The following is a 24727-nucleotide window of genomic DNA, read 5'->3' on the forward strand; positions in this document are numbered from 1 at the left end:
ACAATCAAATTAAGCAGACTGGCAAGTATACTACAAAAAAGAAGGCCAAAGCAGCGTTAATGGACCGTTTAAAGGCATAACGGCTTTGGCCAGTCCCTTTATTCGGGCACGCAGGCAGGATTGCAATTGTTAGGATTGATGCTGTTGGCGTCGCAGGCTGATTTCGCCAGGTTGTTGGCCTGCTCCTGCGTTGGAGCATAATAAGACCAGTGATCGCCTTTTAAATTACTCACCACACAATGCCAGCGCCCGCCAGCTACCCCGTTATCTGTGCAGGTTGGATTGCAATTATTCGGGTTAATGCTGTTCGCATCGCAGACATTTTTTGCCATCGCCTGTGCGCCGTCCTGAGTGGGTGCGGAAAAAGCCCAGTGTTCCCCGCGTTTGTTGGCAACAAAACAAGTCCAGTTGGCACAGGCGGCGGTGGAAAGCATCGAACAGGCTGCAAATAAAGCAATGGTTTTTAATTTCATAACGTATCCTTGTCGTTGGGTCGATTATTGGTTCAATTATCAGTTCCAGTATAGCCGGCTTGTATAAAATATTCATGCTCTATAGTGTATACTCAATAGAGAATGTGTATTCGATAATGGATTATGACCCGCATTATTAATAAACGGATTTTATTAAATTGCTTCATGATCATTGTGCTGCTTCTGCAGGGCGCAATCAACCTGGGCGGTTATTATCAAATCCAGCAATTGCTGGCGACCAACAAAACGGTTTTACACACCCATCAAGTGACTTATCTGGCAAGCGCTTTGTGGAATCGTATTCTTGAAATGCAAAATGATCTTCGCGGCTATATTATTACCGCAAACCCCGAAAGCCTTGCGTCATTTGAACAAAACATTTTAATTGCGCGCAAACAGGTTAAAAAATTGCAATTGCTCGCGCAGGATAATCCGCATCAGATTAAGCGCCTTGTGCGGTTGTCAGCCTTGCTGGAGGAGCGGGTCATGTTTTACCGGCAGGTTCTCACCGCGTTTCAGTCCAAAGGCGAAGAAGCGGCAGAGCAGATGATTGCCAGTGACAAAAGGGCTTTGTTGTCAAAACCAATCAGGCGTTTGGCGGTTAATATTCAAAACGAAGAGTTCATCTTACTGGATCTACGCAATCAGGCCTTGACAGATAATTCTGCCTTTACCAAAAAATTCCTGCTGTTTACCCTGATTACCACGTTGTTGGTTATTGGTATTTTTTTAGTCATATTTAATCTGCAATACAGCAAGGCGGTGGTGATTAACCGACGTCGCAAGCAGGCTGAGAATCAATTAAAAGGCATTATCGGCGCCACTACCGATGGCATTGCCGCCATTGACGAACACTTTAATCTCATCATTTTTAATGAGGCATTTCGCGAATGCTTTAAGAGCTTGTTTGCTAAAGAAGTTGACTACGGACTCAATTTGAAAGAGAGCCTGAATGATTCACCCGAAGAACAGTTGTTTCTCAGGAATTTGAACGATGCCTTGAATAGCCAACGTGCTGAAATAATCCGCAAAGTCGGCGCCAGCAGCTTAACCCCCACTATTTATGAAATAACCTACAGCACTACCCGCGATTCGAGCGGGGCAGCGACTGGTGTGGCTCTGGTTTCAAGGGATGTCACGGCGCGCTTTGAAATGGAAAAGGCAATGAAAAAAGCCAATCTGCAACTGATGCATTCCATGGCGGAAATTAAACAGCATAACCGGGCGGTCTCTTATCTGAATATGTTAAGCAGTACCTTGCATTCCTGCCATACCATCGAGGAAACATTCAGTCCCATTCGGATTTACGTTGAAAAAATCCTCCCGTTTACGGCGGGGCGGATGTACCTTTCCCATCCTTCACGCAACTACCTGGATCTTGCCATCGAGTGGGGTGAGTTGCGTATACATGAGGAGGATGTGATTGCTCCGGAATCCTGTTGGGCGCTACGTCGTGGGCAGTTGCACCGTTTTCACAGCCGTACCGACAGCGTCATTTGTGAGCATCTGCGTACCGCTCGTTTTATTCCCTCATACCTTTGTGTGCCGCTGCAGGCCCAAAATGAAAATGTGGGTTTGCTATACCTTGAATTAAAAAACAGTGAAGGCATGAGTGAGGATAACTTTAATCATTTGGTGGAAGAGCATGAATCGCTGGTGATTAATTTTTCTGAAGCCATCGCCTCGTCTTTAGCCAATATTAAATTACGCGATACCTTAAGGCTTCGCTCTATCCGCGATCCGCTGACGGGGTTGTATAACCGGTCCTATCTTGAAGAATCGTTTGCGCGTGAAATAGAGCGCTCGAAACGACATGCCAATCAACTCGCGGTTATCATGATGGATCTGGATCATTTTAAGAAAATCAATGACAGCTATGGTCACGATGCGGGGGATATCGTGTTGGTGGAAGTGAGCCGTTTTCTGTTGCAGCAAATCCGGCAGACTGACATTGCCTGTCGTTACGGCGGCGAGGAATTTTTATTGCTCTTGGTCGATATCGCAAGCCAACAGGAAGTTCTTGAGCGGGTGGAGCGATTTCGGCAGCTCATCAGCGACATGCCGTTTAACTTCAACGGCAAAAGCCTGAAGGTAACTGCCTCCTTTGGAGTGGCGTTTATGTTTGAACATGGGGAAAGCCAGGCTCAGTTAATTGAGGCGGCGGACAAGGCCCTTTACCGCTCCAAAAAAAACGGCCGCAATCAAATCACGGTGGCCAAACCTTTCTGCATGGACGCCCAACCGGAACAGGTAAAATCCCCCTGAGCTGATTGCATACGCTATACTTATTAGAGGCTCTCCCCAGGAGTTTTGATTATGCATTCCCCGACTAAGGACGATCACATTTCTCATTTACTCAAGCACTCAGGCGCTGGTTTTAAACTGGCTAGTGATGAAAATGGCACGTTTCTAAGATCCAAATTATTCGCAGACGAGGAGGCGGCAAGGGAAATATTGGCGGAAATCAACAGTAAAATGCAATTGGCGTTCATTGACGTCGAAACCGATCCGGGTGGAAGCGGCTGGTATATCACCTACAATGCAAGCCAGGCGGTTAAAAATCACTTTGCCAGTGAAGACATGAGTTTGGAAAGGCAACCTAAACCGTAAGGCCGATAACGCGTTAGCCGACCAGAAAGGTCAAGATTGACGGCAGAAAATAACCTGTCGCCAAACCCGCGATTAATCCAAACAGGTGCCCCTCCCAGGAAACGCCCTTTTTACCCGGAAATATACCAAAGAAAATGCCGGCGAAATAATATACCGAGAGAATACCCAGAATAAACGCAGTTAAGGTCCCATGCTGAAGGATATCCATGACCAGTAATGCCCAATAGCCCGTAATCAGCGAACTGGCCCCGACATGGAGGCCAGGTTTGGCAAAACACCAAATCAACAGGCCGCTGATGAGCATGATGAGAAGGCTGACCAGGATAAAATAGGTCAGGCCGTTGATTAAGATAAAATTGCTTAATACCAAAAGCGGGATGGAGTTAAAAAATAAATGATTAAAATTGGCATGCAAAAAGGGGCAAAAGAGAATACCGGGCAAGCCCCGGAGATGTCGAGGGAGGATACCCAGCAACAGCAGGCGTTTGCCCAGGAGTTCGTTGATGATAAAAACCAGCCAGGGAATGGCAAGAATGATACTTAAGGTTTTTAAATTGGCCTGAGTCTTGGTAATGATAAGATTCAGGCTCGACGTCAGTTCATTGAGCATCTAGGTTGATTCCTGTCTGGCAAGGGGTTTGGGGGTGGCAGGGACGGCGGTAATGACGCGGTAGGGGACAAACAGAAGGGGATCCACCAGGGTTTGATTGACAATCATTGACCAGTGGAGATGCGGCCCGGTGGCGCGCCCGGTTTTCCCTATGGTGCCTATTATCTCCCCCTGATTGAGCAATTGCCCTTCTTTGGCCTGAACATCCTTTAGGTGAGCATAGAGGGAATAAACACCCAGGCCATGATCAATAATGACCGTGTTGCCAGTGAAAAAATAGTCTTTAACAGCTATGACCTTGCCTTTGGCTGACGCCCTGACCGGGGCATTTTCAGGGGCTGCGATATCGAGTCCGGAATGCGGTGCCTGAGGGCTTTTATTATAAACCCGCTTTAAGCCGAACAGGCTGCTGACTGGGCCGTGGACCGGCGCTTTAAATGCCTGCGAAAACGGATTGACCGCGGTAAATCCGGCAAAGAGCGCCGCCATTTCTTTCGCTTCCTGATTGATGCGGGTTCTGTCTTCCTCGTAAGGGTCAACCTTGCGGGGATCGGTGATTTTCAGGTGTTGGGTGGCATAAAATTTCTGGCTGACCTGAAAGGGGATGGTCGAGCGCAGCGGATGCGTCATGGTGAGATTGTCGACCGTCTGGTTCGTATCCAGCGGGATGCCGACGATGAGCAGCCACTGATTGGCATTGGGGCTAGGCAGCACGGGAATTTTTTTATTGTGGTAGTAGACTTGCGGCTGCTGTTTGATATCGATAGGGATAATGGTTAATCCGCCATTGACGGAATGGTTTTCAGGCAGGTAGGCCGCTTCGGCAAATACCCGGCCTGCGGTAAGGGCAATGACCATTGCGCGGAACAGAAAACCCATCGTTCATCTCCTTATTCGGTTTGTTGCGTGACCTGGCAAATCAGGCTCCCCTGCGACAGCTTAAGCGTCAATTCATCGCCTAAAGAAACATCCCTGGCATTAAACAGCACTCTGCCCTGACGGGTGGCGATGGCATAACCACGATCCAGTGTCGCTAAGGGGCTGACTGCGTTCAGGGTACTCATTTGCAGGGACAGGGCCTGACGCATGGCAGCCATGCGATGAGCCATGATTTGAAGCAAACGCTGTTCCAGTTGCCGGCGTGCGGCCAAAGCCTGTTTGACGCCGGTTTGCGGATTGTGGCTTTTAAGGGTTAAAAGGGTGACCTGCAGCCGGTTTTTTAACCCATAGAGGCTTCGCTGGCCGTACAATTGCAAACGTTGTTGCAGGTGATCCAGGGTTTGCCAGTAGCGGTAAATCAGTTGTTCCGGGGAACTCAGTGCAGCCAGGCGGTGAGTCAGTTGCATTTGATGATGCTGCACTCGCCTGTCTAAGGTCATAACCATGCGCGTGGCGGCAAGGCCAATGAATTTAAGCAGATCCTGCTGATTGGGCGTAACGGCTTCAGCCGCGGCAGTCGGTGTGGCTGCCCTTAAGTCGGCGACAAAATCGGCAATGGTAAAGTCGGTTTCATGGCCGATGCCTGAGACGATGGGAATGATGCTCTCGCTGATGGCGATGGCCAGCTTTTCATCATTAAACGCCCACAAATCCTCAATGCTGCCACCCCCGCGTGCGAGAATCATCACCTGGCTTTCTGCATCGGCATTGGCTTTCTTAACCGCACTGATCAGCTGGGCTGCAGCCCCTTTGCCCTGAACCTCGCAACAATACACCAACACCCGGGCAATGGGGTAACGTCTGGCCAGCGTAGCCAGAATATCCTGCAGGGCGGCACCACTGGCGGAGGTGACGACGGCAATTGTATGGGGAAAGGCGGGAATGGTTTTTTTACGGGCCGGGTCAAAAAGGCCTTGCTGCTGTAATCTGGTCTTCAGCCATTCGAATTGCCGGTACAGCTCGCCCAAACCATGATCGGTCAGCTCCTGAACAATTAATTGATAGTCCCCTCGGGCTTCATAAAGGCTTAATTTGCCCCGGGCAATGACCTGCTGCCCGTCCCGGAACTGGCGGGTATCCGGTGTATGGTGGTTGCGAAAGAAAACGCACCGTACCTGCGCTGCCGTATCTTTCAAGGTAAAATAGTAATGCCCGGATGCGGGTTTGCTGAGATTGGACAGCTCGCCGACCACCGATACCTCGCCCATGTCAAGTTCAAGCCAGGAACGGATTTGACGATTAAGCTGGCTGACCGTTAAAGTTGACAAGATTACACTCAAAGTTTATGAAATTATTGCAAAATAGCTTAACAAAAAGAGGGGAAATAGAAAAAGGGTTGATGTTATTTAATCTTTGTTTTACTGTAAGAAAATTATTATTCCAGGGATTATAAGGATGTTTAATAAGTATTCCATAGCACTCCTTGCACTGGTTACTGTTCTTCCAGCCAACGCTCAAACGCTCGCCGAAGCGGTGCAGCACAGCATGATTTCAAACCCTGATGTTTTATTTAATACCGCCAAAGGCTTGTCAGCCCGCCAGGGTATCGACAAAGCGAGAGGCGCCTATTATCCCAGCGTGGATGTCACTGCTGGCTATGGCCGTGAACAGAGTTTAAACCCCACCACGACCGCCATCGACGGCCCGGGACGGCGTACCCTGACAAGGCAGGAGTCGTTGGTGGAACTACGCCAAAGTTTGTATGCTGGCGGGGGCATTGTTAATGAGCTTAAGCGTAACGAACATCTTTATGAAGCTCAGAAATTAAAAACCCAGGGCATCGCCGAAGATCTGGCGCTCGAAGTTGTCAACCGGTATTTATTGGTTCTGCTGCATGAAAAGCTTTATGGCTATGCCAAAACCAATCTTCAGGCTCACCGTTCTGTTTTCAGATTGATTAGCGATCGCAAGGAAGCCGGTCTTACCCGTGAGGCGGAAGTCGATCAGGCGGTGGCTCGTCTTGCTTTGGCGGAAGCCAATTTAATCAGTGCCGAGGCCAATCTGCGCGAAGTGAGGATTAATTTTGCCAAAGTCGTGGGCAGCTGGCCCATGAATCTGCAATGGCCACGGATTCCAAAAAGCAGTGAATTGCCAAGAACACTGGCCCAGGCTATTGAGAAAGGGCTTGATCATCATCCTACTGTTAAATCAACTTACGCCGACATTAAAGAAGCCAAATCGCAATATGAAGTGGCAAGAGCGGCTTATGTACCTCATTTCGATTTGGTGCTGAGCGCGTCCAAAAATCGAAATCTCGACGGGTTGATTGGTCCAAATGATGACAAACTGGCCATGGTGCGCATGAACTACAATGTTTTCCGGGGCGGCTCGGATGTGGCCAATGTGAAGTTGACTGCGTATCAGGTCCAGGAAGCCTATGAAGTGAAAAATCGGTCGCTCGTGGATTTGCGTGAATCCATCCGTTTGTCCTGGAATGCCTGGGTTGCCGCCGGCCATCGCTTGAAGCCGCTGCGCCGCCATGTCCTGTCATCACAACGTACCCGCGGTGCTTACCAGGAGCAGTTTAAAGTAGGTAAACGCACACTGCTTGACCTGCTTGATTCCCAGAATGAATACTATGAAGCGCAGATTCAATACGCCCGTGGTCAGAACGATGAAATTTATTCCCGCTACCGTATTTTAAACGGTATGGGACGGTTACTGCCTTACCTGCATATGCGCTTGCCGGAAAACGTCGTCAACAATGATGTTTTCAGTTCCGCGCAAACCCATATCCTGCTGGATAAAAATATGGATGGGGTGCCTTATCCAGACGATACGGATAGGCCGTTGGCTTTGGCGCATCCCGTTAAAAATATGGAAACCACGCCATTAACCAAAGCCATTGTCATGAAAAATACAGAGGTGCCAACCCCGCCATCGCCGATGGTTTGGTATGTATCCGCAGGTTACTTCAAAAACAAGGCCAATGCGGTGGCTCTGGTGAACCGCTTGAATGGCCTTGGCTTTACCGCCTTCTCTCGCACGGTGAACGGGGGAGAGTGTGTGTATATTGGTCCTTATGAATATCGCGGCCATGCGGCTAATGGTATGGAAAGGTTGAAGGAAATTGCCCATGTGCAGGGAGTGCTGGTCACGTTTAAAAAGAATACTCAGCACGCTTAGGGATATCATTCCTATCGCTTTGTTTCTCTTATTATCACTGTCCGCTGCTGTCATGGCCGGCAGCGATGGCTTACGCCTGGCCTCAGTCTCAGGCAAGCCTGGTGCTGACCATGATGCGGTTTTGCGGTTTAAAACCTGGAAACAATTGATTCTTACCCATCAAAACAGCTCGACGCTTGAAAAATTGAAGGCCACCAATGATTTTTTTAACCAGTTTCATTTTGAAAAAGATTTAGGCTATCAGGGCGTTACCGATTACTGGAAAACGCCGGAGGAATTCATTGCCGATGGCAGCGGGGATTGCGAAGATTTCTCTATCGCGAAATATTTTACTTTGTTGGCCCTTGACTTACCGATTAATACCTTGCGCATCACCTACGTTAAATCGATGACGCTAAACCAGGCTCACATGGTATTGGCTTATTATCCCACACCACAGGCTGAACCGCTTGTTCTTGATAATCTCGTAACAGACATACTGCCGGCGTCAAAGCGTCCGGATCTTGTACCAATTTACAGTTTTAACGGTAAGGGCTTATGGCTTGCCAAACAGCGCGGCCAGGATAAACCGCTGGGAAATGCTTCGCAGTTAAGCAAATGGCGGCAGGTAATACAACGCATGAAAAAGGGTGATGCTCCATGACATTAACCAAAAAAATGGCTTTGGGTGTTTTAGGCTTACTCCTGATTATCTTTATCGGGACATTCCTAATCACGTTTAATAATGAAAGGAATTTCTTTATTCAACAAATGAACAGCAATGCGCAGGATACTGCTACCTCTCTCGGCCTGTCCCTGTCGCATGGTCTTTATACCAAAGACAAAGCCTCAGTGCTTGCCATGGTCGAAGCGGTGTTTGATCGAGGGTATTTCGCCATGATCGAAGTCCGCAACATCCGGGGCGAATTGCTGGTGGCCCGTTACGCGCCAAAACGCAAACGGTCAGCGCCAGACTGGTTTCATGAGTTAATTCAATGGCCGTCTACGGTACAATCGGCCACGGTCATGCATGGTTGGCATCAGGTCGGTGAGGTGCTGGTCAACAGTGATACCGGCTATGCTGTGGATGCGTTGTGGTTAAATACCATGGATTTATCCATTTGGTATGGCCTTTTTGTGGCCTTGTCCCTGTTCATTGTGTACTGGTTCATCCGTTGGTTGCTAAAGCCGTTGAAGCGCTTAACACGGCAGGCGGAAGCCATAGGCGAAAAGGAATTTCCCATAGAAACCACCATCCCCAGCACGAAAGAATTGAAAAAAGTGACCTTGGCGATGAATCAGATGGTGACGCGCATCAAGAAAATTTTTAATGATCAATTGCAGCAGATGGAAACACTAAGGCACCAATCGTTTCAGGATTCATTAACGGGCCTCGGCAACCGGCGCTATTTTCTGCAGCAGCTTTCGGCGCTGCTTAATCATGATGAAGAGTTCGCGCCGGGTTTTGTGATTTTGGTGGTCATTGATGGCTTGGATAAATTGAACCATGATGCCGGGTATCAGCAGGGAGATAATGTGGTTAAACAGGTGGCCAAAGCCTGTAGAGGCTTTTGGAAAGAAAGTGCATCCACCTTGATTGCGCGTATCGGGGGCAGCAGTTTTGCTATTTTGGTTAAAGAGAATGATGCCGCGCATTTTGTCAATCAGTGTGATAGTTTCAATCAAATGCTGCAAACCCTGTTGACCCCGGAATTTGGCTGCCGTTTGGTGCTTGCGGCTACCTCCTATCAATTGCATCAGACGCCGCGTACGCTGCTCTCGGAGGTGGATCACGTGTTAATGACTGCGAGAGAAGCAGCCGATGGACTGGCCTACAGCGATAATTTGCCGGCTCATAATCCAGCCAATATTGCCAGGGATGATTTATTAGAGGCGATAACCAAGCGGCAACTGGTGCTTTTTGGGCAGGCGGTAACCAATGGCGAAAGGATGCTGCACCAGGAAATTTTTGTGCGCATGGCTTTAGGTGATGAATTAATCAGCGCCGGTTACTTCATGCCCTTGGCTATCCGCAATGGACTCGCACCCCAGATTGATCAATTTGTTTTGGAAGACGTGATAAGCAAAGGCTTGCTTAATACGCATGACATCGCCTTGAATATTACTGAAACCACGGTGATTGATGAGGACGTACGAAAACAATACCTTAAACAACTGGCGCAAATTCCCTCCCATCTGCTTGAAAAGTTGAATATTGAATTCAACGAGCTCATCGTATTGAACCATTTTAGTCAGGTTATGGTCTTCGTTAAAAGCCTGCAGAAGTTGGGTGTCCAGATCGGTGTTGATCAGGTCGGGATTCATTTTTCACCCATGCACTACCTGAATCAGTTGCCGCTGAACTACCTTAAATTACACGGCAGTCTGATTCAGGATATTCAGGAAAACCAGAACAAGCAATTTTTTATACATTATTTCAATGAAATGGCCAATACCCTGGATATCCGCGTGATAGCGACCCAAATCGAATCCGACAAGCAGTGGCTGACATTAAAAAGCCTGAATCTGCATTGGGGACAGGGCCAATATTTAGGCTCGGTTCATCCGGTGGCGGCTAAAAAAGCAGGGAGTGTTTAATAAATGACCAAATGGCCTGTGGATAGACTATATTAATAAAGTAACTGCTGCTTTTTAAGGTTTATCACACATGGTTGTACAGACTGCATCCGGAGTGGTTCAGGGACTCGAAGGCATTCTGATAAAACATTCAGGTAATGGACAAAACGAACTGGTCAGGCTGGGTACCCCGTTTCATGAAGGGGATACCCTGGTCCTTTTGAGCGGTAATGCCTACATTCATTTGTTGACTGAAGATTTTCCCACGGCGCTATCGCTTAATCAGCCGCTGCATATTGATGGCATTTCCCCCTTGTTGAAAACGGGGACTTCTGAATCCCTGATAGGAGATATCATCGATGAGGCCCTGGCGAAAGGCATTGATCCAGCGTTTATTCTTGAGGCATTGGCAGAAACTGCTGCCGGTCAGGAGCTTTTGGGCGAAGGCGGTCATTTCTTTATTCTTGATCCCATGTATGGCTTAGGCGCGGTAACCGCGGGCTATCCCACCATTGGCGTCGGTTTTGACAGCATGGGACGGGAGGATTATGTTACCCTGTTTGATGCAGATGATTTAATCAGCGACGTGGGCATTCCTGGATTACCACCCGGCGGTGAATTACCGCCTCCCTTTGTAATCGCTGCCACGCCAGTGGTCGTTGATGAGACGGCCGGTTTACAAACTGTGGTGCAGGGGTGGCAGTCCAATACGCCAAGCAGCGCCATCAGCGATGTGCAACTTAAAGCTGCAGATGGCCATTCAGCCGTCTGGGATTCGCAAACCGCGACACTGACAGCCACAGACGGTACATGGGCAATTATTGTGCATCCACCCGGTGCAGGAGTGGGTATTACTCTCGAATTCAAGCAGTTAATTCCGGTACAACACGCCAACGCTAATGATCCCAATGACTTTATCACTGTTCCGGTTATCATGACCGCTACCCGTGAAGCGGATGGCGCCAAGGCCAGTTGCGATTTTACCGTGACCATTTTTGATGACGGGCCCCGAATTGTGGGCACAGGGGAGCAGGACATCCTGCGGCTGAATGTCGATGAGAGTTTTATCCCCACGCAGGGTGCGGTGGATACGGCCGATTTTGCGCTTGCGTTTGCCAATCATTTTGATTTTGGCATGGACAATACCGCGGCGCATCCCGGGCATCTGGTTTATTCACTGGGTCTTGAAAGCAATCAGGCCGGTTCGGGTTTGTACACCGTTGATAACCAGGCCCCGCAGGGTAAAGGCATTGAAATTCAACTGGTTGACAATCAGGGCGTTATACGCGGCATGGCCAATGGCCTCGAATATTTCACGATAAGCGTCGATGCCGTTACGGGCGTGGTGACGTTTACGCAAAACTTGTCTGTCTGGCATGGTGATACGCTCAATCCCAATGATTTATCCAGTTTAATCACCGAACAGGTCAACGATTTATTTATCCGGGCCACCGCCATCGATGGCGACGGCGATGCGGTCAGCGACATCATTGGTTTGGGCAATGGCATTTTCTCCATCAATGATGATGGACCCACCATTAGCATCGATGCCATGCAAACAGTACCGCAGTTGGCTGTGGATGAAACCCAACTGGCCGTATCTGCTTCTGCATCGGCCGATTACAGCCCGATTTTTGATATTAATCCAGGTGAAGACGGCTTAGGCCAGGTCGATTATTCATTGTCTGTGAATACGGCCAATGGCACGGGATCAGGCCTGTATGCCGTGGATTCGTCACAACCCCAGGGCAGGGGCGATGAAATTCGTTTGGAACAGCTCAATGCCAATACCGTTGAAGGCAAGCTCAATGGCGAGCTATATTTTACCATTGCTATTGATAGTCAGACGGGCGTGGTGACCTTCACACAGTACATCAATGTCTGGCATGCGGATACCAGTAATCCTGATGACGCCTCAACCCTCAATGCTGCAATAGGCAGCCTCGCTGTGGTCGCTACCGTCACGGATGCCGATGGTGACCAGGCTCAAAGCACAGTCGATGTCAGCCAGGGATTTTTCGCCATTGATGACGATGGTCCACGGTTAACCAATCAGAGCGATACCGCACAAGTGGTCAATGAGGATGCTTTACCCCAGGGGAATGCTGATGCGGTGCAAACACTGACAGTCAGCGGCTCCCTGGATAGCCTTGTTGATTTTGGGGCGGACCATGCGAGTGGTTTTGAATTAAACGCGAATTTTGCCGACATTCTTGAGGGGATGGGATTGACATCCAATGGTGAACCCCTCAGTTACACGTCCTTCCAGGCCGGCACAGAAACAAGCCTTGAAGCGCTGAACCCGGGTGGTGAGACACTATTCAATTTTACCTTTGATCAGGCAACAGGCCATTACACGTTCAATCTGATGGGGCCGCTTGATCATCCCTCGCCGCCAGTCGCCACCGATGATGACACGCAATCCTTAGCCATTAACCTCGGTGCCGTGCTTAATGCCGTGGATGGTGATGGTGATTCCGTGTCGTTGGATGGCCGTTTTGCCATCAATGTGCAGGATGATCTGCCGATTGCGGTTAATGATTGTGCTCCGGTGACTGAACCTGTGGCTAATTTAAATATCTACTACGTGGTGGATGTCTCTGGCAGTATGGGTGAACCCATTGTCACGGATGAGGGTTTGACAACCCGACTGGCTTTAGCCCGGGACGCGTTGGTTAACCTGACCAATCAATATGCCGATTACAATGGGACGGTTATTATTACCATCGTGCCCTTTGCTTCAGGATCGAATAATTCCGGAGCCTTTGCGACCGAAAAATTTGATATTTTAAACGGTGAACTTGATGACGCGCTGAATTTTATCAGTGGCCTGGATGTCAGTGAAAATCCAATCCCGGGATCGGCTACGGAATACAATGACGCGCTGAATGTTACGCGTGGATTACTTGAATCAGACATTGCCGTGACCTCACCCATCTCTGATTACCAACATGTGGTGTATTTCCTGTCCGATGGTGTTCCGAACCCGCCCAATGCTGGTGCACCGGCGAGCTGGCAATCGTTTGTTGACAACAATGACATCAATGTGATTCCGGTCGGCATTGGCCAGTTTAATCCCGGCCCGCTCGCTGCTGTGGGGAATAGCGGCGATGAAATCATTCAGGTGCTGGACCCTACCGATCTGGATGCCACCCTGCAGCAGCAATTAAACAATGCCGTCACCGGCAACGTGCTTGCCAATGATGCATTTGGCGGCGATGGCCCGCATGATCAACGCATTATATCCATTACCCTCGACAATCAGACGTATCATGTCGATGATCCAGGCGTTGTGAATAACGAATTGACCGTGTTTGACGCACTCGGCGGTGAATTGACCTTTAATTTTGCGACAGGTGACTACACTTACATTGCAGCCAATGTAAACCAGGATGAGCAAATCCAGATAGGATACACCATCCAGGATGCTGACGGCGATCAAGACAATGCCATACTGACCATTAAAATCGATAATGTGGAGCCCCCCGAGGTTACACTGCTCACCAAAACCATCGAATTTACCCGGACTGAGCAGGGGCAGCAGCCCTACGGCGATGCTGAAGTGGCCGAGTATTTATTATTGCAGGCCTTGGGCCGCGAAGGGCAGGTGGTCAATGTTCCGGTCAATGGCGTTGATTTAACCAACACCCTCATTGAAATACCAACGCCTGTGCAAGTCAAATTCATTTCTGAAGGTGCTGGCCACCAGAATATGGTGGGCTATTACCTTTATGATGCTGCTGGAAACATTATTGCCAATTCCGCTGGTCTTATCTGGCTTGATGCGTCCGCAGTCGTGACATCCGGTGTGGGCGGCACGAATTTAATCGAAAATACCGTCAATGCCTTTGGTTTAAATCAATCCGACACGTTTAATATCCCGACCATACCAGCCGGGCAAGGTATTGGATTTTTCCTGATTGAGGACGGTGCTGATTTGGATAGGAACGGCGTGAACAACGTCAATGCCGTGACCATTAAAAATTTAGTGACAAGCCAGGGCATCACCTCCATAGACAATTTAAACAACCAGGTTTCCATTGACAATGGGCGCGTGAAAGTCGGCAATACTGAACTCATTGGCAATGTGTATTTCAGCCACGATAAAAGCTTAAACACCGATGCCGCGTCTTTTCCGGCAGGGCATGCCTTAAGCGGTGTGACGTTTGATCAGCAAGACCCAGCACTTCTTGCGTATACGGGGTTGCTGATTGTCGGTTTTGAAGATTTACAAAATGGCGGTGACCGCGATTACAATGACATTATTTTCAGCGTCGATCTGGGAGCCAATATTCAAAACCTGACGACTGGCAGTGCGGCGATAGTAGAGTCAGTCAGCGATGCGGACAGCGCGTTCTTAAGTAAAGCGGTGGTAAGCAGCAGCGATTTCATTGCCGGTGACGCCATTAACCTCGTATCGACTGCCGATGTTGTTTTCAATATGGGGCTGGGGCAGGTCACCATTACCTATGGCGGTGACGATTACGTGTTGCAATTTGAGGATTTCGGTACCGGGAATAATTATGCCTATGTCTTTACGGCGTTAAATCCCACCCAGCTCGTGCCGGTTGGCGCTTATGAGCTTATGCTTAAAACCTTAACCTTCACCCCGGTAGCCAGTGAAGCCAGTGAAGGGGTGGTCCGGCATGTGCAGGTATCCGTGACCGATGACACCGGGTTGGTCGATACCTCCGTTACCCAATTTGGCGTGCAGATTAATGATACCTTGCCCATCAACCTCATTGAGTTTAATGCTCAGGGGCATTTTGATTTTGGTGCCGGTAATGACGTGGTGTTGATTCCCGATACCATGGATGGTTTGGGCAAGGTCAGCGGCAATCAGGGAATCGATACGGTGCAATTTAATCAAAATGGCATGCAAGTGAGTGCTCAGGAAATTAATGCGCATTTTGATACCGGTTGGGAAACCGTTGATATGACGGGCCAGGGTCAAAATACCATAAGCCTGACGCTGGATTCCGTGCTGGCGCTGTCGTCCGGCAGTGAACTGAATCTTGAGTTAAATGATGGAACCCAGGTTTCCGTTCTGCAAATCAAGGCGGATGGCGGAGCGGCGGCGGATACCATTAATCTCCACAGTGCGGATGTTGAAGATGTTTCGAATTTGTTGACGGCGCCCGCACCGGGTGAGCAGTTATTTAAACTCACTAATGCAGCCGCTACCCAGGAAGCCTACGTCCATATCGTCAGCCCAACGCAGGAATTGCCGCAGGTGAATGTAACGGAAGGGGGCTAGGGTTAATCATCGGCGCTAAGGCAAGGCAAAATGCCAGTTCATGGCTTTGGATAACCCTTCCAGCATGATTTCGCCGCGGATGCTATTGCCTTTCTGATTGACGCGGGGGCTTAAGACGGCAATCCCCGCTTTTCCGGGCACTGAGGCAATGGTGTAACCGGAGACGCCGCTTTTCGCCGGCATGCCGGTGCGTACCATGTGCGTGCCGGTTTCATCATAAAGGCCGCAGGTAGCCATAATCGCCAAGGTGATTTTGCAGGTTTCAAGTGAGATGACCTGTTCATCCGTTTCGGGGTTACGTCCCCCATTGGCCAGGACGGTCGGTAAAAACAGCATCTGTTCAAGCATGGCTTCATAAGAGCACAACGCGAAATACAAATCCAGGGTTTCAATCACGTTCGTGCCGAGATTGTTGCGGCTTTTCAGCAGATAAGCCAAGGAACGGTTGCGGTCGCCCGTGCGTTTTTCCGAAGCAAACACCAGCGGGTTCATCGTCAAGCGTTGATTAAATAGCTTCTGAATCCAGTGTTCAAGCCAGGCGAATTGCTGTTCGCCTGTGCCGGGGATACGCGAACAAAGGGTAATGGCGCCGGCATTGAGCATGGGGTTGGATGGCTTGGGACCAAATTGCTCCAGGCGGGTAATGGAGGCGAAATCATCGCCGGATGGTTCCACCTTAACCCATTCAAAGACTTGTTCAAAACCAAATTCTTCGAGCAGGCCAATTAAGGGCACCATTTTACCGGTGCTTTGCAGCGTCACGGGCTTAAGCGGGTGATTGCTGTAAGATAAAGAGGGTTCTCCCAGGGGCTGGACGGCAATAGCCGTTAAATCCTGGTTTACATTGGCAAGCTCGGGGATATAGTCGGCTGTTTTTCCTTCCTGGTTCAATTCGGCCTGATGAACCAGTTCTTCCAAGAGCTTGATAGTAATCAATTTTGTTGTCATAGGACCCTTGAGATCGAAAAATCAGCCATTATGCTAAATTTAGCACAGTAAAACAAATTAATTTTCATTGCGTTTTATATTTCGACATGCCGGGACGATAAGCCGTCAGGTGCTGAGATATTGTGCTATTATTTAACTTGTTGAGGAGAAAATAATCAAAAAAACGGTTTAAGTCATCGCATTGAAATAAGGTATGGGATGCTAAAAACAAAATTGGGTTTACTGCAAGTCAGAGCATTGACATGGCCTAAATTCAATAAAAAACAAGGCTACACACTGTTTGAGCTGATGCTCGCCGCCGGCATAGTCGGCGTTTTGTCGGTCATTTTTATTCCCGGTTATTACCGCTATGTGACGCGGGTGAACATGACCACGGCCACCGCGGATATTAAAACGGTGGAAATGGCCATTGAAAAATATTACGGTGAAAATAATCAATATCCCCCTAATCTGGCTACCCTGGGCATCAATCTGCGCGACCCCTGGGGAAACCCCTATCGTTACCTCAATATTTTAAATGGCGGTCCATCAGCAAAAGGGATGGCCAGAAAAGATAAAAATCTCGTTCCGATTAATTCCGACTATGATTTATATAGCAGCGGTGAAGACGGTGCTTCCGTTTCTCCCTTGACCGCTAAGGCCAGTCAGGATGATGTAGTGCGGGCGAATAATGGAGCCTACATTGGCCCTGCCGCTGATTATTAAGCAAGGATTAGCCGATGCAAACGGAAAGGCGTTTTTTTCAGAGCAGGGTCGCGAGGCGAATATTCTCTCTATTCGTGGTGTCTGCTTTAATTCCGATTGTTATCTTGGCCATCCTGCAAATCGCCGAGTTTAATCAACAGGTCAAAGCCAATGAAGAACTCTCGGTGCGAAAGGAAGTCAAAAGCCTGGGCATGGAGTTGGCCGGTACCCTCTTTGAACTGGGGGATCAATTCGATTCACTCGGGCAAAGTATCAACCACATCAGCGAAGAGGAGATTATTGCTAATCAGGATAAGCTCCTGAAAGCGATACCCGGTTTTGCCGCGGTAACGCTTAAAACCGCAGCAGGCAAAATAATTCATCTGACCGAAAAACCGGTACTTATCCCGTTCCCAGCGGTGGCCTTAAAGCCGGGTAATTGCAAAATGTTCTATGTTTCAAAACCCGGGCCCGCTCAGGGGCTTTATTTTGCCTGCCGTCCCAATGCCGCCTACATTTTACTAGGCCAGGTGGATGCACGAAAACTATGGGATCTCGCCTTAAGTCATGAGGAATCGTTGCTGTGGATTATGGATGGCGAAGGGCAGTTAATTTTTACCAACACCAAAGAGCCGCTGCCGGTTAGCTACAGTGTCGTCAAACAAACGCATACGAAAACCTTATCGATGAAGCTCAACGGCCAACCCTATTATGTGGGCTACTGGAGCCTTTTTCTCGATTACCGCCTGCAGGGAAAAACCTGGGCTATTGTTCTCGCACAACCCGAATTAAGTTTTGTCGCCCAATCGAATTTTATTGAGATTTTTCTGCCGACCACGGTTCTCGCCCTGTTATTGACCATGTTGTTAAGCCAGTCGCAAATCAGACGTTACTTAACTCCGCTTGAGCAATTAACCGATGCCACCCGCCGTCTGTCACAGCAGGACTTTGCTCCGACGCCGGTTATGAAGAGCAATGATGAATTTGAAGAATTGGGCGAAGCGTTTAACTCCATGTCCAGCCAGCTCCATCAACAGTTTAAAGCCATGTCGCTTATGTCAACCCTGGATCAGGCTATCGTCGACAAGGCGACTGTGCTCCAGGTGATTGCTATTCTTCGCAACCGTTTAAACGAATTGATTCATTATGATTGGTTGTTTATTGGACTTGTGAAAGGCAAAAATAAAAAATCCGTGCGTATTTTTTTTGACGGCAGGACGGAAAGCCCCATTCCTGACGAACCAATCCCCAGTACGCCTGACGAACTGGCGCGCTATAATGACTCGCCTGAAATGAGAATAAGCCTGTCAGATAACCCGCCATCCTTTCTGGCCTGGTTAAATGATAAACAGTCGCGAGGGGTTCTTTTCCCCATTCTGCATAATGGGCAACTGGCCGCCATCATTTGTCTCGGCTTTTACGACGAGGAAAAATGCGATGGCTGTGAAACCCAGCCCCTGCACGATATTTTTCACCGCCTGTCCGTGGCCTTTTCCCAGAATGAATGGCAGGAAAAACTGTATCATCAGGCCCATTATGATGATTTAACGCAGTTGCCTAACCGTTTGGTCCTGCGCCAGCAATTAAGTGAGACGCTTAAACGCAGTGAGAAAGAGGGCCATTATTGTGTGTTGATGTTTATTGATTTGGATAATTTTAAAGACATCAATGACACCCTGGGTCATGGTGTCGGCGATTTATTTTTAAGTCATGTCGCTAAAACCATGGAAAATCACCTTAAGGGCCGCGGGCTGTTAAGCCGCTTGGGTGGCGATGAATTCACGGTTCTTTTGGGGAATTTACCCAATCTTGAGCAAGCGAGACAGACAGCGACCGGACTGGCTGAAGACTTGCTTGAAGCCTTGGCCAGACCGTTTAAATTAGTAGGCGAGGAGTTCATTGCCTCGGCGAGTATCGGCATTGTTATTCGTTCCACCCAGACGAACGGCGATGAGTTATTAAAATGCGCTGACATGTCCATGTATGAGGCGAAGAAAGGTGGAAAAAACCGGTATGTTTTTTTCAGCGACGACCTGGAAAAGCAAGTGCTTGAACGAAACCAGGTTCTGCATGACTTAAATCAGGCTTTAAAGGAAAATCAGTTCGTTCTTTATTTTCAACCACAAATTGATGCGGCCAGTGGTCAATTGGTCAGTGCAGAGGTGTTGCTGCGCTGGCTTCATCCCAAACGCGGGCTGTTGACGCCACGGGTATTTATGGCCTTGGCAGAAGAAACCAACACCATTAACTTAATTGGCGAGTGGGTTATGCGTACGACTTGTCAACAGATTAAGCAATGGCAGAAACAACAGATTGTGGTACCGCCCATTGGCGTTAATCTGGCTGCCAAACAATTCACCCAGGAGAATTTATGCGAGTTGCTGGTGCAATGCGTACAAGATTCTGGATTGGCGACTCATCAAATTGAACTGGAAATCACGGAAAGTACCCTAATTGATAATTTCCATCAATCCATTGCGATGATGAATCAATTGAAGGGAGCCGGATTTAAATTGGCGCTTGATGATTTCGGCACGGGCTATTCCTCCATGAGTTACCTTAAACAAATGCCCATTGACGCCATGAAAATTGATCAAATCTTCATTGCCGATTTACTCACCAATCAGAAAAATTACAGCATTGTGCGGGCAATCATTACCCTGGCGCAAAGCCTGGGTTTAAAATTGATTGCGGAAGGAATTGAAGAAAAACCGCAAGGTGATTTGCTCTGCCAGATGGGTTGCTTTATTCATCAGGGCTATTATTACAGCAGACCCATCCCGGCGCAGGAGTTTTTTGAAAAATATTTGGCGTCGCAATTAGCTGATCTGCCCCATTAATTCATCCAGCTTGGCGCCGATGTCTGGCATGCGCATCAGGCTCTCGCCAATTAGGAACGTGTTAATTCCATGGTTTTGCATGAAGTCAATATCAGCACGGCTGTTAATGCCGCTTTCAGTAATCAGGCATTTGCCCTCAGGCAACAGGTGCTTTAAATCAACACTGGTATAAATATCGGTTTTGAAGGTATGCAGGCTGCGGTTATTAATACCCATTAACGGTGTGGGCAGCGGCAGGGCACGTTCCAGTTCATCGCGGGTATGGCTCTCGACCAACACGGCCATGCCTAATTCCTGTGCAATTTGACAATAATCATGCAATTGGCTGTCATCAAGTAAGGCCACGATCAATAAAATACAATCCGCGCCTAAAGCCCTGCTTTCAAAAATCTGGTAACTGTCAATCATGAAATCCTTACGCAGCACCGGCAGAGACGTATGGTGTCGGGCCATTTGCAGATTGGCAGGATCTCCCTGAAAGAACGGTTTGTCGGTTAGAACAGAAAGGCAGGCCGCCCCATGAGCCTCATAAATTTGCGCAATGGCCGCCACATCAAAATCAGCGCGAATCAAGCCTTTGCTGGGGGATGCTTTCTTGATTTCGGCGATGATGGCGGGTTTTTTTGCCTGCAGCGCCTGCACAAAATCACGTACCGGTAACGTGTCTGCCGTTTGTAGTGTGGATAAGGGTCTTTGTTGTTTTGCCAATGCCACTTCCTGCCGTTTTTGTTCGGCTATTTTGTCTAGGATGCTGTTCATGAATGAGGACCGAATTGCTGAGTTAAATCTCTGAGTTGATAGAAATGCTGTTGTGCCTTGCCGCTATCAATCGCCTCTGCTGCCAGGGCAAGGCCTTCAGGAATGCCTTTAGCTGTGTCGCTGCAATAAAGCGCTGCTGCGGTATTCAATAGAATAATATCGCGCGCCGGGCCTTTTTCACCCGCGAGAACCTGTTCGATTCGTTTCAAACTTTCTGCTGGCGAGTTGACTAAAATCGCCTGCAGCGAAGGATGGGCGACGCCATAGTCGGCTGGATCCAATGCCCATTGTTTAAATTGTCCGTCCCTGTATTCAACCACGTCTGCCACTGCGCTAATGCTCAATTCATCCAGGCCGTCGCGGGCGTGAATGACCAGCGCGCGCTCACTGCCGAGATTAACCAGCACTTCGGCAACAGGCCGGAGCAGGTGTTCGGCATAAACCCCAACAACTTGCCGTTTAACCCTGGCAGGATTCACCAGCGGACCCAGGAGATTAAAGAAGCTTCGAATACCCAATTGTTGCCGGGCATTGCGGACATGTTGCAGGGCCTGGTGAAAGTGTGGTGCAAACAGGAAGCAAAGCCCAAGCTGCTGCATGCAGGTTTTTAATTCTTCATCCGTTAAGGTCAGGTTGAACCCGGCCTGCATCAGCAGATCGGAACTGCCGCTTGAGCTCGACACGGAGCGGTTGCCGTGTTTGGCCACTCTGGCACCGGCGGCTGCAGCCACAACACTGCTTAGCGTGGACACATTAAAGGTATTTTTGCCGTCGCCGCCCGTACCGACAATGTCAATGAGCCCACCGCCCAAATCAATGCAATGGGCGAATTCCATCATCACCTGAGCGGCCGTGGTCAATTCGTCAACGGTTTCGCCTTTCATGCGCATCAAGGCCAGGAAGGCAGCAATTTGTGCATCCTGAAGCTCGCCTTTCATGCAGGCCTGCATGATGTCGCGCATCTGTTCAGCCGTTAAGTGCTGCTTTTCAATGAGTTGCTCAAAGAGTTTTTTGGTATTCATGATTGAGAAAATGGCTTAATAAAGTTAACCCGTGTTCGCTTAAAATCGCTTCCGGATGGAATTGTAGACCAAATAACGGGTATTGACGATGGGAGATGGCCATAATGGTGTCTTGGGCCCAGGCATCAATGGTAAAACAATCAGGCAGCGTCGCGCAGTCGACAGCCAGCGAATGGTAGCGGGTGGCCTGGAAAGGGTTGGGCAGTCTTTTAAAAAGGCCGTGTTTATGATGCACAATAGGCGATGTTTTGCCGTGGATGATCGTGGGGGCGCGAATGATTCGGCCGCCGAAAGCGTAGGCCAGGCATTGATGGCCGAGGCAGATGCCAAGAATGGGTAGCCGTTGATAAAAATGCTGGATGGCTGCGACGGAAATTCCAGCCTCTTCAGGGCTTTTAGGGCCTGGTGAAATGACTAAATGGCTGGGAGAGAGCTGTTCGATGTCGCTTAAGCTAATCCTGTCATGAGCGGCCACATGGATTTCAGCGCCAAGGGATTGTAAATAATGGACCAGATTGTAGGTGAAGGAATCGTAATTATCAATGATGAGCAACATGACTATAACGTAAATTCGTCGCCCAGGTAGACTGCGCGAACTTGTTGATTGGCGAGAATGGCATCGGGGGTGCCTTCACAAAGCAATTGCCCTTGGCTTACGATGTAAGCCCGGCTGCAAATATCTAAGGTTTCACGCACATTGTGATCGGTAATTAAGACGCCGATGTTCTTATCGCAAAGGTGCGAAATGATTTTTTTAATATCCAGCACAGAAATCGGGTCAACCCCGGCAAAGGGTTCGTCAAGAAGAATAAATCGGGGTTCGATGGCTAAAGCCCGGGCTATTTCTACCCGGCGGCGCTCACCGCCGGACAAGCTCATGCCCAAGCTTTTCTGCAAATGGGTAATGTGGAACTCTTCCAGAAGCTGATTCAGTTTTTTCTGACGTGCCGGCTCATCCAGGTCTTTGCGTAATTGCAGAATGGAATAAATGTTGTCATTCACCGTCATTTTGCGGAAAACAGACGCTTCCTGGGGAAGATAACCAATGCCCATGCGGGCGCGTTGGTGCATGGGGGCACGGGTAACATCCTGGTCGTCCAGGATAATCCGGCCTTCGTCGCAGGACTGCAGCCCGACAATCATATAAAAGCAGGTGGTTTTCCCGGCGCCATTGGGGCCAAGGAGGCCTACGCATTCACCGCGATTAATCGACAGGCTGACGCCATTGACCACGGTGCGGGTTTTGAAGGATTTTTTTAAATGTTCAGCCCGGAGTGAGGTCATGTCGTTTTCTCAAATTTTTTGACATCCTTTTTCTCAGGATGGATAACAATCAGAGTCCGCGACTTACCGTCGCTTTGTGATAAAACATGTTGTTTCAGGGTATCATAACGGATTTTTGGTGCTGAGAACGAATCATTGCCCTGTTCTACCCGGGCATTGCCTATCAGTTCGATAAGATGTTTGTCCGGATAATAACGAATGGAATCGGCATAGGCATGGAGCAGGGGTTTATCCAAGGCTGTCTGGGTCCAGTAATGGGCCTGATTCTCCTTATCGCCTTCGGCAATGGCGACCACCAGCTTGTTTTGTTGATTGCCTTCTGTCACTGCGCGGGCGGCACGCAGATGGGTGGTGCCCTGATCAAGCTCGACATGGCCCTGGTATTCACCGCGATGGGTTTCCTGACTTAAATCAGCCGTATCGGCAGACAACGACATGATTTTTTCGCGATCGTCGGGCATGGCCGGCAGGTTTTGCGACGCCAGCAGGAAAACACCAAAGGCAATGAATGAAATGGATTTATGCATCACGAGGCTCATAGGTCGCGCGCGCTCCGCTCAATAGCTGGACATGTTTTTGTTCAAGGTAAGCTTTCATGCCTTGAGAGTGGACAATGCTGCCCGGGCGTTCAAAAATCACAGCCAGGTCGGAGGTTGCAAGTTTTTGTTGGGGGTAATAAGTTAATTCGTCTGTCTTTAAGGTGCTCTCCTCGGTATGCGCATCGCCTCCCTGGTGGACGACCACCTGGTTTAAAAAGGTAATTTCTTCACCGCGATGGATAGCGCGGGCAGAATTGGCGCGGATTTCCCAGTCGGGCTGATCATCCTGCGCAATGACAATACGGGGCCGTTTAAGCAGATGCGTGTCTTGTTTCGGGATATGCCGCAATTCCGGTGTTTCGATGTAATTGGCCAATTTGCCGTTGGCGTCAAATTGTCTGACCGTAAGGTCTGAAATAACCGTGTCGGCTGTAATGGACAGGGTGCGCTTATCGAGGCGAACGGTTGAAGCCCTGGAACTGGCGAAATAGTAACCGGAGAAGGCTAATGCTACCAGGGCGCAAAAGAGCCAGACGGCCTGCTTGGCTGCGTTCATGAGGCAAAATACCCCGCTAAGGCCGCATCCTGTTTCTGCTGGGCGCTGAGTAATAAATCGCAGACTTCCCGCACCGCACCGCGGCCGCCATGCTGATCGGTAACCCAGGCGGCAAATTCCTTGACTTGCCTGACGGCGTTGGCCACCGCAATGCCCATACCGACACGCTGGATAATGGGCAAATCGGGTAAATCATCGCCAATGTAGGCGATTTCATCGAGATTGAAACCAAGACGCTCCCTCAGTTGCTCAAAGGCACTGCGCTTGTCGACCTGGCCTTTGAAATAGTGGGTAATGCCCAATTGCTGCATGCGGTGATCAATGACCGCGTTGCGGGCGGTGGTAATGACGGCGACATCAATGCCGGCAGCCATCAACAGTTTCAATCCCATGCCGTCCTGAACATGGAAGGCTTTTAATTCATTGCCATGGTTGTCCAGGTACAACAGTCCATCGGTTAAAACCCCATCCACATCGCAGATGAGGCATCGAATTTTCTTAGCTTTTTCAATCAGATTATTCAT

General features: G+C 49.1%; 20 protein-coding genes. 8 read left to right on the top strand and 12 right to left on the bottom strand.

Translation table 11 applies throughout. The features are described 5' to 3' along the window. Nucleotides 1–98: 98 nt before the first annotated feature. The gene (locus tag Lery_RS11485; protein ID WP_058527394.1) at nucleotides 99–473 is read right to left on the bottom strand and encodes a hypothetical protein; all 375 of its coding nucleotides are present in this window, start codon (nucleotides 471–473) and stop codon (nucleotides 99–101) included. Nucleotides 474–596: 123 nt separating this feature from the next. Between Lery_RS11485 and Lery_RS11490 the strand changes: the two genes are divergently transcribed. Next, nucleotides 597–2738: a diguanylate cyclase gene (locus Lery_RS11490; RefSeq protein WP_058527395.1), complete on the top strand. Its 2142-nt coding sequence runs from the start codon at nucleotides 597–599 to the stop codon at nucleotides 2736–2738. A 51-nt stretch (nucleotides 2739–2789) separates the two neighbouring features. Beyond that, complete coding sequence (locus Lery_RS11495) at nucleotides 2790–3083, top strand: hypothetical protein (RefSeq protein WP_058527396.1); 294 nt, start codon at nucleotides 2790–2792, stop codon at nucleotides 3081–3083. A 13-nt stretch (nucleotides 3084–3096) separates the two neighbouring features. On the opposite strand, the gene Lery_RS11500 is transcribed toward Lery_RS11495, so the two are convergent. The 3 genes from Lery_RS11500 to xseA are packed head-to-tail and all read right to left on the bottom strand — an operon-like array spanning nucleotide 3097 to nucleotide 5912. Continuing rightward, nucleotides 3097–3693, bottom strand: coding sequence for a rhomboid family intramembrane serine protease (locus tag Lery_RS11500; protein WP_058527397.1), 597 nt, complete (start codon nucleotides 3691–3693; stop codon nucleotides 3097–3099). Next, nucleotides 3694–4572 (bottom strand): M23 family metallopeptidase, encoded by an 879-nt coding sequence (locus Lery_RS11505; protein ID WP_058527398.1) that lies wholly within the window; start codon nucleotides 4570–4572, stop codon nucleotides 3694–3696. An 11-nt stretch (nucleotides 4573–4583) separates the two neighbouring features. Continuing rightward, entirely contained in the window at nucleotides 4584–5912 is a 1329-nt protein-coding gene (gene xseA, locus Lery_RS11510; protein WP_058527399.1) for an exodeoxyribonuclease VII large subunit, read from the bottom strand. A gap of 115 nt (nucleotides 5913–6027) precedes the next feature. Here xseA and Lery_RS11515 point away from each other — a divergent pair, with 115 nt between their 5' ends. The 4 genes from Lery_RS11515 (at nucleotide 6028) to Lery_RS11530 (ending at nucleotide 15571) form a co-directional block, all read left to right on the top strand. Beyond that, entirely contained in the window at nucleotides 6028–7758 is a 1731-nt protein-coding gene (locus tag Lery_RS11515) for a TolC family outer membrane protein (protein WP_058527400.1), read from the top strand. Then, nucleotides 7709–8401 (top strand): transglutaminase-like cysteine peptidase, encoded by a 693-nt coding sequence (locus Lery_RS11520; protein ID WP_202814039.1) that lies wholly within the window; start codon nucleotides 7709–7711, stop codon nucleotides 8399–8401. Before Lery_RS11515 ends, Lery_RS11520 begins: the two co-directional genes overlap by 50 nt. Next, nucleotides 8398–10335 carry an EAL domain-containing protein gene (locus Lery_RS11525; RefSeq protein ID WP_058527402.1) on the top strand — a complete coding sequence of 646 codons (1938 nt, stop codon included), beginning with the start codon at nucleotides 8398–8400 and terminating at the stop codon, nucleotides 10333–10335. Before Lery_RS11520 ends, Lery_RS11525 begins: the two co-directional genes overlap by 4 nt. Before the next feature lie 70 nt (nucleotides 10336–10405). Continuing rightward, a complete protein-coding gene (locus Lery_RS11530; RefSeq protein ID WP_058527403.1) occupies nucleotides 10406–15571 on the top strand; it encodes a DUF5801 repeats-in-toxin domain-containing protein in 5166 nt (1721 codons plus the stop codon). A 15-nt stretch (nucleotides 15572–15586) separates the two neighbouring features. On the opposite strand, the gene glsA is transcribed toward Lery_RS11530, so the two are convergent. After that, entirely contained in the window at nucleotides 15587–16519 is a 933-nt protein-coding gene (gene glsA, locus Lery_RS11535) for a glutaminase A (protein WP_058527404.1), read from the bottom strand. Nucleotides 16520–16717: 198 nt separating this feature from the next. Here glsA and Lery_RS11540 point away from each other — a divergent pair, with 198 nt between their 5' ends. Both Lery_RS11540 and Lery_RS11545 read left to right on the top strand, forming a co-directional pair. Continuing rightward, entirely contained in the window at nucleotides 16718–17224 is a 507-nt protein-coding gene (locus Lery_RS11540; RefSeq protein WP_058527405.1) for a prepilin-type N-terminal cleavage/methylation domain-containing protein, read from the top strand. A gap of 14 nt (nucleotides 17225–17238) precedes the next feature. After that, nucleotides 17239–20043: an EAL domain-containing protein gene (locus tag Lery_RS11545; RefSeq protein WP_058527406.1), complete on the top strand. Its 2805-nt coding sequence runs from the start codon at nucleotides 17239–17241 to the stop codon at nucleotides 20041–20043. Here the strand turns inward: Lery_RS11545 and trpC are convergent. From trpC to kdsC, 7 genes are read right to left on the bottom strand one after another with little or no spacing between them, the layout of a single operon-like run. Next, nucleotides 20023–20802 (bottom strand): indole-3-glycerol phosphate synthase TrpC, encoded by a 780-nt coding sequence (gene trpC, locus Lery_RS11550; protein ID WP_058527407.1) that lies wholly within the window; start codon nucleotides 20800–20802, stop codon nucleotides 20023–20025. The genes Lery_RS11545 and trpC overlap by 21 nt on opposite strands. Beyond that, nucleotides 20799–21824, bottom strand: a complete 1026-nt coding sequence (trpD, locus tag Lery_RS11555; RefSeq protein WP_058527408.1) for an anthranilate phosphoribosyltransferase — start codon at nucleotides 21822–21824, stop codon at nucleotides 20799–20801. The genes trpC and trpD overlap by 4 nt, the downstream gene beginning before the upstream one ends. After that, complete coding sequence (locus tag Lery_RS11560; protein WP_058527409.1) at nucleotides 21802–22380, bottom strand: anthranilate synthase component II; 579 nt, start codon at nucleotides 22378–22380, stop codon at nucleotides 21802–21804. Before Lery_RS11560 ends, trpD begins: the two co-directional genes overlap by 23 nt. A gap of 2 nt (nucleotides 22381–22382) precedes the next feature. Then, complete coding sequence (gene lptB, locus Lery_RS11565) at nucleotides 22383–23108, bottom strand: LPS export ABC transporter ATP-binding protein (protein WP_058527410.1); 726 nt, start codon at nucleotides 23106–23108, stop codon at nucleotides 22383–22385. After that, a complete protein-coding gene (gene lptA / locus Lery_RS11570) occupies nucleotides 23105–23638 on the bottom strand; it encodes a lipopolysaccharide transport periplasmic protein LptA (protein ID WP_420324166.1) in 534 nt (177 codons plus the stop codon). The genes lptB and lptA overlap by 4 nt, the downstream gene beginning before the upstream one ends. Next, on the bottom strand, nucleotides 23628–24203 hold the full coding sequence (gene lptC / locus Lery_RS11575; protein WP_058527412.1) for an LPS export ABC transporter periplasmic protein LptC: 576 nt from the start codon (nucleotides 24201–24203) through the stop codon (nucleotides 23628–23630). Before lptC ends, lptA begins: the two co-directional genes overlap by 11 nt. Continuing rightward, on the bottom strand, nucleotides 24200–24727 hold the full coding sequence (kdsC, locus tag Lery_RS11580; RefSeq protein WP_058527413.1) for a 3-deoxy-manno-octulosonate-8-phosphatase KdsC: 528 nt from the start codon (nucleotides 24725–24727) through the stop codon (nucleotides 24200–24202). The genes lptC and kdsC overlap by 4 nt, the downstream gene beginning before the upstream one ends.

The sequence above is a fragment of the Legionella erythra genome (assembly GCF_001467615.1).
Lineage (GTDB): Bacteria > Pseudomonadota > Gammaproteobacteria > Legionellales > Legionellaceae > Legionella_C > Legionella_C erythra.